Raw genomic sequence first — 13,241 nt, forward strand, 5'->3', positions numbered from 1 at the left:
GATGGGCTGTCTGTCTGATGTCGAGTTGCCTGTCCGTGTCGGGATCCTCGTGAGCGTAGCGTGACTGTGGAGTCGCGGTGCGCGAGTGGTGAGGGCGCGAGCAGGCGCAGAGACGTTCCTCGGGGCGCCCCGCAGCGCCCTCCGATCCGGTCGGTGTGACAAACCGAGAAGCCCAACTGGGCGCATTTGCAAGGGCTCTGGGGGTTCCCCCGGACGGCCGAACCGCGCGCGTCAGCCCGGCGCCCGCCCGTCCCGGACCGACATCACCGCCTGGCGTGTCAACTTCCAGCCGTCGCCGTGTCGTTCGACGTAACCGAGTGCTCGGAGTTCGTACAGTCTCGCGATCGCGTCGTCCGGTGCGGTCAGGGCACGGCGTGCGATCTCGTCCGGCCGGGCGGTCCCCCGGGCCGGGAGTGCGGCGAGGACCTGCCGGGTGGCTGGTTCCAGTAGGTCCCGGGGCAGCACGGGCCCCCGGCGTTCGGGCGCCAGCTGCCCCATGTCGCCGACCAGTTCGAGGACGTCGGCGGCGTCGGTGACCAGGACGGCCTCGCCGCGCAGCAGTTCGTGGACGCCGGCGGACAGCGCGCTGGTGGCGGGGCCCGGCACGCCCATCGTGAGCCGGCCGAGGCGCTGCGCGGCCCGCGCGGTGACGAGCGAACCGCTGCGGTGGGCGGCCTCGACGACCACGGTGCCGCGGGTGAGCGCCGCGATCACCCGGTTGCGCAGGACGAACCGGGTGGGCGTCGGGTGGTCGCCGGGCGGCAGCTCGCCGACGACCAGGCCCTGCTCGGCGATCCTGCCGATGAGCTGGGTGTGCCCGCGGGGGTAGGGCCGGTCGACACCGCAGGCCAGGACGGCGACGGTGGCGCCCCCGGCCCCGAGCGCGCCGCGGTGGGCGGCGCCGTCGATGCCGTAGGCGCCGCCGGACACCACGACCCAGCCCTGCTCCGCGAGGCCGGCGGCGAGGGTGGCGGCCATGTGGGCGCCGTACTCCGTGCAGGCGCGGGCGCCGACGACGGCCACCGACCTGAGTGCCCACAGGCGCAGGCCGGCCGGGCCGCGGACCCACAGTCCGAGGGGCCGGGCGTCGCCGAGGTCGTCGAGCTGCCCCGGCCACTCCGCGTCCCCGGGGCACACGAACCGCACGCCGGCCTCCCGGGCGACGGCCAGGTCCCGACCCGGCCGAGCCAGGGCGGCCCGGGCCGCCATCCCGGCCCAGCGCTTCCCGCTCACCCCCGGCAGCACCGGCCCGCCCTCCGTCAGCCGCCGCGCCACCTCCCCGGCCCCGAACTCCCGCACCCACCGGCCGGCGGCCTCGTCACCCGGTTCGACGACGCGGGTGAGGAGCACGCGGTGGAGCAGGTCGTCGTTCCGTTCGGCGGTGTCCCTCATGTCAGCGCCCCGATGGCCATGGGCACGCCGCGTGGCACGCCCGTGCGCAGCTGGAGGGCCAGGGCGACGTCCGTCGCGTCGGGGCGGTCGTGACCGACGAGATCGGCGACCGTCCAGGCGACTCTGAGCACCCGGTCCAGGCCACGCGCGGTCAGGACGCCCCGCTCCAGGTTGCGCTCGGCCTCGTCCATCGCCCCCGGCGCTGCGTACCAGCGGCTGCGCAGCTCACGGCCGGGCATCTCGCTGTTGGTGCGCCAGGGGGTGCCCGCGAGGCGCTCCGCCGCCCGGTCACGTGCCTCGCGCACCCGGTCGGCGACCGTCGCGGTGGACTCCCCGCGGGCGCCGCGGGCGGTCAGCTCGGTCCGGGTGACGCGATCGACCTCCACCCGGAGGTCGACGCGGTCGAGCAGCGGGCCGGAGAGCCTGGCCTGGTAGCGGCGGATCGCCGAGGGCGGGCACTCGCACAGGTCGTCCCGCAGCGAGAACCGGCCGCACGGGCACGGATTGGCCGCGAGCACCATCAGGAACTTGGCCGGGAAGCGCACCACGCCCGCGCTCCGGGCGATCACAACGTGCCCGGCCTCCAGGGGCTGCCGCAGCGCGTCGAGGGCCTGGCTGCGGAACTCCGGCGTCTCGTCCAGGAACAGCACCCCGCGGTGGGACAACGACACCGCGCCGGGGCGTGCGACCCCCGCACCACCGCCGACGAGGGCCTGCATCGTGGCCGAGTGGTGCGGGGCGCAGTAGGGGGCGACGTCGATCAGCGGCTTGCCGGGGGGCAGCAGCCCCGCCACCGAGTGCACCGCCGTGACCTCCAGGGACTCCTGCCGGCCGAGCCTGGGCAGGATGGCCGGCAGGCGCTCGGCGAGCATCGTCTTGCCTGCGCCGGGAGGCCCCTCGAGGAACAGGTGGTGCCCTCCTGCCGCGGCCACCTCCACGGCCGTGCGCGCCGAGGTCTGACCGACGACGTCCGCCAGGTCGTGGCCGTGATCGTGGTGGGCGGCTCCCGCGCTGTGCATGCCGGTGGCCGCGCCCGTGCCCGGTACGCGCAAGCCGGCCAGGAGCGGGTCCGGGCGGCCCGGCTCGTCCTGTTCCTCGTCGGGCACGGGCTCGTCGGCCAGCACCGCGATCAGCTGCCGCAGGCTGCGCACCCCCAGCACCGACACCCCCGGCACCAGTGACGCCTCCGCTGCCGCGCACTCCGGGACCACCACCTGCTCGTAGCCCGCGTCCGCCGCAGCGAGGACGGCCGGCAGGACTCCGCGGACCGGCCGGACCCGTCCGTCCAGCCCCAGTTCCCCGATCATGACGATGTCGGCGAGGACCCGGGGGTCGATGCGCTCCGCAGCGCCGAGGACCGCTGCCGCGACGGCCAGGTCGAAACCGCTGCCGGACTTGGGCACGGAGGCGGGGCTGAGCCCCACCGTGAGCTTCTTCTGCGGCCAGGCCGCTCCGCTGTTGACCACCGCCGCGCGGACCCGGTCCCGGCTCTCCGTGAGGCTCTTGTCGGGCAGCCCGACGAGGGTGAAGGCGGCGACTCCCGGTTCCAGGTCGGCCTGGACCTCGACGACCACGCCCTCGACGCCCACGAGCGCCACCGAACACGTACGGGCGAACGCCATTCAGGCCACCCCCCGCACGTGTTCGACCACGGCGGCGCCGCGCGCCGGCAGGAGCACTCCGACCAGGTCGATGCGGACGCCGCCGGGCGGGGCTCCCCCGTGGGCCTGGATCCAGCGTTCGGCGAGATCCCGCAGCCGCTCCGCCTTCTGCCGCGTCACGGCCGCCATCGGGTGCTCGAAGGGGCCCTCCCTGCGGGTCTTCACCTCGCAGACGACCAGGACGTCCCCGTCCCGGGCCACGATGTCGATCTCTCCGCTGCGGCCTGCGCGCCAGTTGCGCGCCAGGACCGTCAGGCCCGTCTCCGCCAGCCGCCGGGCCGCCAGCGTCTCTCCGTACTTGCCCATCGCACCGCGTGCGTTCATGTCGGCACCACCTCCGGCGCCAACGATCACGCGGCCGGGCCGCCGGAGTGGATCTTGGTGGACGGATCAGCGGATGTGGACAACCGCGTCACTCACACGAGTGAGCCGACGTCCCCGGCAGCCCGACGTCCCCGGCAGCCTCCGGCGAGCGGGCCGCTCAGCTGCTGGGCAGCTCCAGGTCGCTCTTGTTGAGCTCCTCGATGTTCACGTCCTTGAACGTGAGTACCCGGACCTGCTTCACGAAGCGCGCCGGCCGGTACATGTCCCACACCCAGGCGTCCGCCATGGACACCTCGAAGAACACCTCGCCCTGGACCGAGTGCACCTGCATCTCGTAGTCGTTCGTGAGGTAGAAGCGCCGTTCGGTCTCGATCACGTATTTGAACAGACCGACGACATCGCGGTACTCCCGGTAGAGCTTCAGCTCCATCTCGGTCTCGTACTTCTCGAGGTCCTCGGCGCTCATGGCATGTTCCCCTTCAGCCGTGCGATCCCCCCATTGTGCGCCAGTCCCGTGCGCCCCTAGACGATTTCCGGGTCGAGGATCACAGGCCTGGCCGGGGGACCCTCGTCGAGCAGCGTGCGCAGCAGCCCGGCGAGTCTGGTCGGATACACCGTCTCATGTGCCCGGCTCAGTTCCGGACACGTCCACCAGCGCGCTCCGGCGACGCTGCGCCGTTCCAGCTCGGTCAGTCCGGCGGCGGCGACCGCCGTACGGTCCGTGCGGGCCAGGAAGTACCACTCGTCCTGGTCCCAGCGGCGCCCCGCGAACGGGAAGGAGCAGCGCCGCTGCCACAGCACCGGTCCGAGGTCGACGTCGGTGATGCCGGTCTCCTCGGCGAGTTCCCGCAGGGCGGCCTCCTCACGGGTCTCGTCTCCCTCCACACCGCCGCCGGGGGTGAACCACCAGTCGTCGGCCGGATCGTCCGGCTCGTGCCCGTGCAGCAGCAGGATGCGGTCCCGCGGGTCGAGCAGCACGACCCGGGCCACCTTGCGCAGCCCGCCCTCGTAGGTGTCCTGGCCCGCGCCCGCGGTCTCAGCGGGCACGCGCGGGCTCCGCGTCCGCGCGCCGGGCCGCGCCCGTGCGCTTGGCGATCGGCCCGTACGCGCCACCGCCCAGCACGAGCACGGCGCCGACGATCACGAGCAGCACCATCGTGCGCAGCGGACCGGGCGAGGAGAGGGAGCCGAGCTGCTCGAAGCCGGTGGGGCGCTCCAGCATGCCCTTCATGGGCCAGACGACGGCGTCCACCCGGGCGTCCACGCTGGAACGGGCCACCGTGCCGCTGGCGGCGTCGGTCAGATGGGCGGTGGAGTCCAGTGAACTGCCGCGCTCGTCGCCGAGCAGGAAGAGGCGTCCTTCCGGGACGGTCACCGTCGGGAAGTTGGTGACCTCCGCGGGTGCGCCGTCCGGCAGATACGGTTCGTCGATCTCCTTGCCGTTGACCTTGAGCTTGCCGTCCTGGCAGCAGGAGACCGTGTCGCCGCCGACGGCGACCACGCGCTTGACCATGGGGGCGTTGCCCCAGTTCGTGTCCTTGAAGACCACGACGTCCCCGCGGCGCACGTCGTCGCCGTCGACACGCTGCGCCATGATGCGGTCACCCGCGTCGATCGTCGGGGTCATGGAGCTCGTGGGCACGGTGTACGGCAGGTAGACCACCGCTCCCCAGGCGAAACCGCCGAGGAAAAGCACCAGGCCCAGCGCGACGGCCAGCCCGGACAACCGCTGTCCGGTCCGGCTGCCCACCGGGCCCGTACCCGAGCCGCCGCTGCGCGCGGCCGTGTGCGTCATGCTCTCGCCACCCATGGGTCCGCACCCTACCCGGGGGTACGGTCCGCGGTCAGCCCATGACCGGCGTCACCTTCACCGGCCGCTCCCGGCCGGCCCGGCCGGACCGGTTCCTCTCGGGCGCGTCCCCGCCGCCCCGGCCTCACTGCTTGCGGCGGCGCCACCACACCACGGGCAGCACGCCGGCCAGTGCCAGGCCCTGCGGCGCGACCGTCCAGCCCGCGGCGGCCGGCTGGGCGTTCAGACCGCTCTGGTCGAAGGTGTCCGGCACCGGCAGGGTGTCCCAGCGGTTCACCGGCCAGGCGATGACGACGGCGCGGCCCACGACGTCCTTCACGGGGACCATGCCGTCGTGCTTGTCGGCCTGGTTGTAGCGGGAGTCCCGGGAGTTCTGCCGGTGGTCGCCCATGACCCAGATGAAGCCCTCGGGGACCTTCACCTTGAACTGGCCGCCCTGGTCGTCCTGGCTGCACGGGGTGTTGCCCGCGTAGACGTAGGGCACCTCGTCCAGCGCCTTGCCGTTGACCTTCAGCGGGCCGGTGCCGTTGCACTCGACCGTGTCGCCGCCGACGCCGATGACGCGCTTGATGAGGTCCTTCTCCTCCGAGGACGGCATGAGGCCGATCCAGCTGAGGAACGTCTGCAGCGCGTTCGGATCGGTGGTGGGCTCGCCCGCCAGCCAGTTGTCCGGGTCGTGGAAGACGACGACCTCGCCGCGCTCGGGCTCTGAGCCGAACCACGGGGTGAGCTTGTCGACCAGGACGCGGTCGCCCTGCTGGAGGGTGTTCTGCATCGAGTCGGAGGGGATGGAGAACGCCTGCACCAGGAAGGTCTTGATGAGCAGCGCCAGGACGAGCGCGATGCCGATCAGGATCGGCAGCTCCTTCCAGAAGGAGCGCTGCTTCTTCGGCGCCCGCGGCGTACCGCCCGGCCCCTGGTCATCGGCTGTCGTGTGCTCGCCCGTCACCCTGTCGTCCTCGGCTGTTGCCCCGGCGTCATTCCCGGAGGTCACGGCGCTGTCCGCTGCCGGGGCGGCGGATTGCGCGGGGCGTCCGCGGTGTTCCTCGCCGTCGTGTCCGGACCGTGCGCCGACCGCCACATCCCCCACGCCAACTCCTCACTCTGTGCCGCCGCCCGCGCCAGATTCGGCGCAGGCCCACCACTCCCATAACGAGCGGGAGTTCCGCAGGAGTCGGGAGCTGGATCGATCCGTTCGCATCGTAGGGGGCAACCCTATGCGACAGTTCGGGACCGGCGGTCGACCCGGTGGCCGAGTCGGACACGGAGGCATAGGTGTTCGGTTCGTCCAGGGTGGTCCAGTGCCCGAAGGGCCAGGCGATCACCATGGCTCGGCCGACGACCTCGTCCTCGGAGACGGTGCCGCCGTAGTCGGTGTTCTGGTGGACGCGGGAGTCCGCGGAGTCGTTGCGGTGGTCGCCCATCACCCACAGCCGCCCTTGGGGCACGGTGACGTCGAACGGGGTGTCGGACGGCGCGGCCCCCGGGTACAGGTAGTCCTCGATCAGGGGAACGCCGTTGACGGTCACCCGCCCCTGTGCGTCGCAGCACTTGACGCGGTCGCCGCCGACGCCGACGACCCTCTTGATGAGGTCCTTCTCGTTTTCCGACGGCAGCAGGCCGATGAAGGTGAGCCCCTCCTTGACCTGCTTGACGACGACGGGGTCCTCCTTCTTGGGACCCGTCTGCTCGTCGCGGAGCCAGCCGCCGGGATCCTTGAACACCACGACGTCCCCGCGCTCGGGCCTGGAGCCGAACCACGGGGTGAGCTTGTCGACCAGGACGCGGTCGCCGATCTGGATCGTCTGCTCCATGGAGCCCGACGGGATGACGAAGGCCTGGACGAGGAACGTCTTCAGCACCAGGGCGATCAGCACGGCGACGCCGACGAGGAGGGGTATCTCCTTGACGGCACTGCGCCTGCGGCGCCGCTTGACCTTGCGCTGGAGCCGGCGCCGCTCGGCGCGGCTGCGGCCGCTGGAGGGCGCGGAGGCGCGCCGGGCGCCGGTGGGCAGGAGGTTCTCCGCGGGGCCGGCGGGGACGCCACGCGGTTTGCCGCGGTTACCCATGGGCGTCCGCCCTGGCGGCGGGCACGCGCGCGTAGGCGCCGGGGCGGTCGAGCCCGGTGGCGTGGCCGAAGGGCCAGACGATCCAGTCGGCGCGCCCGATGACGTCGTCGACCGGGATCATGCCGCCGCCGGGCGAGCCGAGGTGGTCGCGCGAGTCGCTGGAGCGGCTGCGGTGGTCGCCGAGGAGGAACAGCCTGCCCCGGGGCACGACGACGTCGAAGGGCACCGCGGAGGGGCTGTCGCCGGGGTACAGGAAGCCCGACTCGTCGACCGGCCGGCCGTTCACCTGGATCCTCCCCTCCTCGTCGCAGCAGACCACATGGTCCCCGCCCACACCGACAACGCGCTTCACGTAGTCGGCGTGCCCGAAGTACCCGGTGCCGTCGAACACGACGATGTCTCCCCGTTGCGGCGCGGCACCGAAACGGTACGCCAACTTGTTTACGAGAACGCGGTCGCCGATCCTCAATCCCCGCTCCATGGACCCGCTGGGAATCTGGAAGGGGCGCAGCACGAAGGTGCTGACCAGCAGCAGGAACAGCAGGCAGAGCAGCAGGGTGAGGGTGGTCCGGCCGCCGGGGAACCAGGAGCCGGGCCTCGACAGCAACGCGAAACGCGACCGTCCCTCCGGCCCTGCGGAGTCCGAGGCCGGCTGACCGGCGTCGGAAGGGCGGGAGGAGCGGTCGCGCTCCGGGTGCTGTGCTTCGGTGTCCATCGGAGCCAGATGCTATCCGGCTCCGGCGCGGACCCCGGAGAGCGCTCAGTTCTCGCGCTTCTCCTTGATCTTGGCGGCCTTGCCGCGCAGCTCGCGCAGGTAGTACAGCTTGGCGCGGCGGACGTCACCCTTGGTGACGAGCTCGATCTTCTCCACGATCGGGGTGTGCACCGGGAACGTGCGCTCGACGCCGACGGAGAAGGAGACCTTGCGGACCGTGAAGGTCTCGCGGACGCCGGAGCCCTGGCGGCGGATCACGACGCCCTTGAACTGCTGCACACGGGAGCGGTTGCCCTCGATGACGCGGACGTGCACGTTGACCGTGTCGCCCGGGCGGAAGGCGGGGACGTCGCTGCGCAGCGACGCGGAGTCGACGGTGTCGAGCAGGTGAGACATTTCGTCTGCTTTCCTCGCTGATGCCACAGGTCATCAACGGAAACTAGGTGTTTCGGGATCGGGGCCGTGCCGGTCGGACGGGCGTCGTCTCCCCCTGTGGCAGGGGCGCGCGCCGGACCTGGGCACAACAGCTGGCTATTCTTCCACGCCGTCGGTCCTGCGCCAAAATCGGCCGTACGGCCTGCCCGCCGGGTCCGGTGCCCAGCCGAGGATGGAGAGCATCTCGCGGTCCTTCTTGTCGAAGGCCCCGGGGTCGCAGCGCTCGATGAGGTCGGGCCGGTGCGCGGTGGTGCGCTTGAGGGCCTCGTCACGCCGCCAGCGGGCGATCTTCCCGTGGTGGCCGCTCAGGAGCACCTCGGGGATGTCCCGGCCGCGCCACTCGGGCGGCTTGGTGTAGACGGGGCCTTCCAGCAGGTTGGCCATCGCACCGGGCGCGAAGGAGTCGTCGCGGTGGGACTCCGCGTTGCCGAGGACGCCCGGCAGCAGGCGCGCCACGGCCTCGGTGACGACCAGGACGGCCGCCTCTCCTCCGGCCAGGACGTAGTCGCCGATGGACACCTCGTACACCGGCATGCGGGTCGCGTACTCGTCGACGACGCGGCGGTCGATGCCCTCGTAGCGGGCCGGGGTGAAGATCAGCCAGGGGCGCTCGGAGAGGCGGACGGCGAGTTCCTGGGTGAAGGGGCGGCCGCTGGGAGTGGGCACGACGAGGGCGGGCTCGCGGGAGCCGGCCTCGTAGCCGTCGGCGAGGACGGAGTCCAGTGCGTCCCCCCAGGGCCCGGTCTTCATGACCATGCCGGGGCCGCCGCCGTAGGGGGTGTCGTCGACGGTGTTGTGCCGGTCGTAGGTCCACGCGCGCAGGTCGTGGACGTGGACGTCGAGCTGTCCCCGCGCGCGTGCCTTGCCGACGAGGGAGACGTTCAGCGGTTCGAGGTACTCGGGGAAGATCGTGACGACGTCGAGGCGCATCAGGACTCGTCCCGGCTGGAGGCGATCTCCGCGCGGTCGTCGATCAGGCCCGGGGGCGGGGTGATGACGGCCCGCTGCTCCTCCAGGTCGATCTCGGCGACGATCTCCTCGACGAAGGGGATCATCACCTCGCTGCCGTCGGGGCGCTCCACGATGAACAGGTCCTGGGTGGGCAGGTGGGAGATCTCCGTGATGCGGCCGACCTCGGTGCCGTCGGCGGTGACCACGTCCAGGTCCATGAGCTGGTGGTCGTAGTACTCGTCCTCGCCCTCGGGCAGTTCCTCCGGGTCGATCTCCGCGATGAGGAGGGTGTTGCGCAGGGCCTCGGCGCCGGTGCGGTCGCCGACGCCCTCGAAGCGCAGCAGGAGGCGGCCGCTGTGGACGCGGCCCGTCTCGATGGTGAGGGGTCCCGCGGAGGCGGGGTCGGTGGCGAGCACGGCGCCGGGGGCGAGCCTCAGCTCGGGCTCGTCGGTCCGTACCTCGACGGTGACCTCGCCCTTGATCCCATGGGCACGGCCGATCCGTGCGACTACCAGCTGCACGTGTGCGATCTCCTGTCGTACGACTACGGGCCGGGGACGGCCCTCAGGCCTTCCCCGGCCCGAGCCGGTTGCGTTCAGCGTCAGCGGACGTGGTCCACGTCGACGAGGTCGACGCGGACACCGCGACCGCCGATGGCGCCCACTACGGTGCGCAGGGCGCGAGCGGTGCGGCCGTTGCGGCCGATCACCTTGCCGAGGTCGTCCGGGTGGACCCGGACCTCGAGCACTTGCCCGCGGCGCAGGTTGCGCGAGGCGACCTGCACATCGTCGGGGTTGTCGACGATGCCCTTCACGAGGTGCTCGAGAGCCTCCTCGAGCATGATCAGGCCTCGGTCGAAGCGGAGTCGGCGGCGGCCTCGTCCTTCTTCTCAGCCTTCTTCTTCTGGGTGATCGCCTCACCCTTGCCCTCGTCGTCACCGCCGAGAGCCTCGAACGACGGGCGCGCGGCCTTCTCGGGCTGCGTCAGGAGCGGCGCCGGGGCCGGCTCGCCCTTGAACTTCTGCCAGTCGCCGGTCTTCTTCAGGATGGCGAGCACGGGCTCGGTCGGCTGCGCGCCGACACCCAGCCAGTACGCGACACGGTCCGCGTCGACCTCGATGACCGACGGGTTGTACGTCGGGTGGTACTTGCCGATCTCCTCGATCGCACGGCCGTCACGACGGGTACGGGAGTCGGCGACGACGATGCGGTAGTGAGGCGAACGGATCTTGCCCAGACGCTTCAGCTTGATCTTGACTGCCACGGGAGTGGAATCTCCTGGATTTGACGTGGTTGGGCACGGCGAGACGCCGCGTGGGGTTGCGGTACCCGAGTGCCCGATGGACGCGTCAGCCGGAGGAGAGAGGGGTCCTGTGCGGCTGTCGAGTACAGCTAGCCATTGTGCCACACCCGGCGGGCCGCTCCGGCCGGGGGCAGAGGCCGCCGCCTGCGGGCACGCCTGAGCGGCACCCGGCGTGGAGGTGGGACACGTCGGGTGCCGGCCACGGTCCGGCGTCGGTCCGACCGGCAGCCACGAGTTGCCGGTGGGAGACGTCAGCCGGCCACCGCTCCCACGACGTCCGGGATGCGGAACGGCTTGCCGCAGCCGCCGCAGACGATGGGGGCCTGGGCGAGGACCGAGGGGACGACCCGGACGTTGCGGCCGCAGTCGCAGACCGCCTTGACGCGGACGCCGCCGCCGGAGGAGCCGTGCCGGGCGGCCGGGCCCCGGAAGGTGCGGGAGGTGTCGGAGGAGGTGGCCGCCGTGTGCGCCTTCAGGGCGCGCTGGAGGCGCTCCATGGTCGGGCGGTAGCGCCGCTTGGCCTCGGGGGTGAGCGTGACCAGCGAGAAGCCGCTGCTGGGATGCGGTTCCTCGGGGTGGTCCAGGCCCATCTCCTCGGCGATCGCGAGGAATCTGCGGTTGTGGTAGCGGCCCGCACGGGAGGTGTCGCGTACGCCGCGGGCTGCGGCGATGCCATGGACTGCCTCATGGAGCAGTCGCTCGAAGGAGAGCTCGTGACCGCACGCGGACGACGACTCCCCGATCAGGGACTCTGGCGCGGCAAGGTCGGGCAGCTCGGGGTGGTACCGCTGAATGTCGGCCCACGCCTGTGCCAGCTCTGCGGCGAGAACAGGTGGTGTCTGTGTCGTGCTCACGTAATGACAACGAGCCGGGGTGCCCCAGTGTTCCGATTCCGGGGCATCCCAAATATTTTGCACGTACCCGTCAGTTGCCTCTGATGCGTCCCGACGAGGGCGGGTGCGCTGATCTGCGGAGAAGCCTCGCAGCTCACCACAAGCTGGTGCGTACTTCTCGCTACGCCCCCGCGCGTAGGGCACCTGCGCACGCCGGGATCGCGGGAGTCCGACGGGGCGCAAGGGGCGTTCCGGCCGCCTTGCGCCCGCCCGGACGGCGTGTGCGTGCTTCAGTAAGCGCGTGCGACGACCGCGACGTTACCGGGCGCGTCCCCGTCGTCCGGCACCGACCCGTCCTCGGCGACCAGGCACCGTACGGTCACCGCGTGATCGGCCAGCTCGGCCTCGCCCTCCTCGCCGAGCACCGACCACGGGATGCGGGCCCAGCCACCGGCCGTGGCCGCCTCGACGGCCTCCTCGATCGTGGAGACCTCGGCGGTGCGCGACTCCCGGCGCTCCCGGGACTGCCCGAGCAGCAGCGCCTGGTCCTCCTCAAGGACCTTCGGGAGCAGCTCCGGCAGGGCGTCCAGGGACACCGGCTCCTTGCCCCCGGGGATCCGGCGGGCCAGCATCGCGGTGCCGTTCTCCAGATCGCGCGGCCCGATCTCGATGGGGACGGGGACGCCCTTCAGCTCCCAGTCGACGGCGCGGCGCCCGAAGGGGGTGTCGGTGCGGTCGTCGACGTGGACGCGGACACCGGCCGCCTCCAGCCGGTCGCCGAGCTCGCGGACCTTGGCCAGAACCGGCTCGTCGTCCTTGATCGCGAGCACCACGGCCTGGATCTGCGCCAGCCGCGGCGGGACGCGCAGCCCGCCGTCGTCGCCGTGCATCATCACCAGGGCGCCGATCATGCGGGTGGTGGAGCCCCAGGAGGTCTGCCAGACCAGTTCCTGCCTGCCCTCCTTGGACAGGAACCGCGTGTGGAAGGCCTTGGCGAAGTTCTGGCCCAGTTCGTGGCTGGTCGCCATCTGCAGGGCCTTGCCGTCGCCCATCATCCCTTCCAGCGTGAGGGTGTTGACGGCGCCCGCGAAGCGCTCCTTGACGGTCTTGCGGCCGGGGACGACGTCCATCGCGAGGACGTTCCGCATGAAGTCCTCGTAGACCCGGCGGTGGATGTGCGCGGCGAAGTCGCGCGCCTCCTCGTACGTGGCGTGCGCGGTGTGGCCCTCCTGCCAGAGGAACTCGCTGGTCCGCAGGAACAGCCGGGGCCGCAGCTCCCAGCGCACCACGTTCGCCCACTGGTTGATGAGCAGCGGCAGGTCCCGGTAGCTCTGCACCCACTTGGAGAAGGAGGCGTTGACGATCATCTCGGAGGTGGGGCGGACCACCGCGGGCTCCTCGAGCTCCTTGCCACCGCCGTGCGTGACGACCGCGAGCTCGGGCGCGAAGCCCTCGACGTGGTCGGCCTCCTTGGTGAGGTAGGACTGCGGGATCAGCAGGGGGAAGTAGGCGTTCTGCGTGCCGGTCGCCTTGATGCGGGCGTCCATCTCCGCCTGCATCCGCTCCCACAGCCCGTAGCCGTACGGCCGGATGACCATGGTGCCGCGCACCGGACCGTTGTCGGCGAGCTCCGCCTTGGCGATCAAGTCCTGGTACCAGCGCGGGAAGTCGACCGCCCGGGGCGTGAGAACGGGTGCCTTGGCCATGGCGCGATCGTACGGGCCCGGGTTGCCGGAATGTGAAATCTCG

Annotated in this window: 16 protein-coding genes; all 16 read right to left on the bottom strand. The window is 71.9% G+C overall.

Features of this window, described 5'->3' with window-relative positions; genetic code table 11:
- Nucleotides 1-231: 231 nt before the first annotated feature.
- The 16 genes from dprA to proS all read right to left on the bottom strand — a co-directional run bounded on the left by dprA (nt 232) and on the right by proS (nt 13,198).
- Complete coding sequence (dprA, locus tag ACH4C6_RS00495; RefSeq protein ID WP_398106335.1) at nt 232-1,392, bottom strand: DNA-processing protein DprA; 1,161 nt, start codon at nt 1,390-1,392, stop codon at nt 232-234.
- Nucleotides 1,389-3,014 carry a YifB family Mg chelatase-like AAA ATPase gene (locus ACH4C6_RS00500; protein WP_398106336.1) on the bottom strand — a complete coding sequence of 542 codons (1,626 nt, stop codon included), beginning with the start codon at nt 3,012-3,014 and terminating at the stop codon, nt 1,389-1,391. Before ACH4C6_RS00500 ends, dprA begins: the two co-directional genes overlap by 4 nt.
- Nucleotides 3,015-3,407, bottom strand: coding sequence for a YraN family protein (locus ACH4C6_RS00505; RefSeq protein WP_398106337.1), 393 nt, complete (start codon nt 3,405-3,407; stop codon nt 3,015-3,017).
- 127 nt (nt 3,408-3,534) lie between these two features.
- On the bottom strand, nt 3,535-3,843 hold the full coding sequence (locus ACH4C6_RS00510; RefSeq protein WP_055510545.1) for a DUF2469 domain-containing protein: 309 nt from the start codon (nt 3,841-3,843) through the stop codon (nt 3,535-3,537).
- 56 nt (nt 3,844-3,899) lie between these two features.
- Complete coding sequence (locus ACH4C6_RS00515; protein WP_398106338.1) at nt 3,900-4,424, bottom strand: NUDIX hydrolase; 525 nt, start codon at nt 4,422-4,424, stop codon at nt 3,900-3,902.
- Nucleotides 4,414-5,187 (bottom strand): signal peptidase I, encoded by a 774-nt coding sequence (lepB, locus tag ACH4C6_RS00520; RefSeq protein WP_398106339.1) that lies wholly within the window; start codon nt 5,185-5,187, stop codon nt 4,414-4,416. The genes ACH4C6_RS00515 and lepB (ACH4C6_RS00520) overlap by 11 nt, the downstream gene beginning before the upstream one ends.
- A gap of 124 nt (nt 5,188-5,311) precedes the next feature.
- Nucleotides 5,312-6,277, bottom strand: coding sequence for a signal peptidase I (lepB, locus tag ACH4C6_RS00525; protein WP_398106340.1), 966 nt, complete (start codon nt 6,275-6,277; stop codon nt 5,312-5,314).
- Nucleotides 6,165-7,256, bottom strand: a complete 1,092-nt coding sequence (gene lepB, locus ACH4C6_RS00530; protein WP_398106341.1) for a signal peptidase I — start codon at nt 7,254-7,256, stop codon at nt 6,165-6,167. Before lepB (ACH4C6_RS00530) ends, lepB (ACH4C6_RS00525) begins: the two co-directional genes overlap by 113 nt.
- Nucleotides 7,249-7,971: a signal peptidase I gene (gene lepB / locus ACH4C6_RS00535; RefSeq protein ID WP_398106342.1), complete on the bottom strand. Its 723-nt coding sequence runs from the start codon at nt 7,969-7,971 to the stop codon at nt 7,249-7,251. Before lepB (ACH4C6_RS00535) ends, lepB (ACH4C6_RS00530) begins: the two co-directional genes overlap by 8 nt.
- 45 nt (nt 7,972-8,016) lie before the next feature.
- A complete protein-coding gene (rplS, locus tag ACH4C6_RS00540; protein ID WP_030852073.1) occupies nt 8,017-8,367 on the bottom strand; it encodes a 50S ribosomal protein L19 in 351 nt (116 codons plus the stop codon).
- 135 nt (nt 8,368-8,502) lie between these two features.
- Nucleotides 8,503-9,336: a tRNA (guanosine(37)-N1)-methyltransferase TrmD gene (gene trmD / locus ACH4C6_RS00545; RefSeq protein ID WP_398106343.1), complete on the bottom strand. Its 834-nt coding sequence runs from the start codon at nt 9,334-9,336 to the stop codon at nt 8,503-8,505.
- Nucleotides 9,336-9,878, bottom strand: a complete 543-nt coding sequence (gene rimM / locus ACH4C6_RS00550) for a ribosome maturation factor RimM (RefSeq protein ID WP_398106344.1) — start codon at nt 9,876-9,878, stop codon at nt 9,336-9,338. Before rimM ends, trmD begins: the two co-directional genes overlap by 1 nt.
- Before the next feature lie 80 nt (nt 9,879-9,958).
- Complete coding sequence (locus ACH4C6_RS00555; protein WP_115744409.1) at nt 9,959-10,198, bottom strand: RNA-binding protein; 240 nt, start codon at nt 10,196-10,198, stop codon at nt 9,959-9,961.
- A 2-nt stretch (nt 10,199-10,200) separates the two neighbouring features.
- The gene (gene rpsP / locus ACH4C6_RS00560; protein ID WP_333937175.1) at nt 10,201-10,620 is read right to left on the bottom strand and encodes a 30S ribosomal protein S16; all 420 of its coding nucleotides are present in this window, start codon (nt 10,618-10,620) and stop codon (nt 10,201-10,203) included.
- 290 nt (nt 10,621-10,910) lie between these two features.
- Nucleotides 10,911-11,513 (bottom strand): hypothetical protein, encoded by a 603-nt coding sequence (locus ACH4C6_RS00565; protein ID WP_333937174.1) that lies wholly within the window; start codon nt 11,511-11,513, stop codon nt 10,911-10,913.
- Between the two features lie 269 nt (nt 11,514-11,782).
- On the bottom strand, nt 11,783-13,198 hold the full coding sequence (gene proS, locus ACH4C6_RS00570; protein WP_398106345.1) for a proline--tRNA ligase: 1,416 nt from the start codon (nt 13,196-13,198) through the stop codon (nt 11,783-11,785).
- Nucleotides 13,199-13,241 lie beyond the last annotated feature (43 nt).

Source organism: Streptomyces sp. NPDC017943 (assembly GCF_044328425.1).
GTDB classification, from domain to species: Bacteria; Actinomycetota; Actinomycetes; order Streptomycetales; family Streptomycetaceae; genus Streptomyces; species Streptomyces djakartensis_A.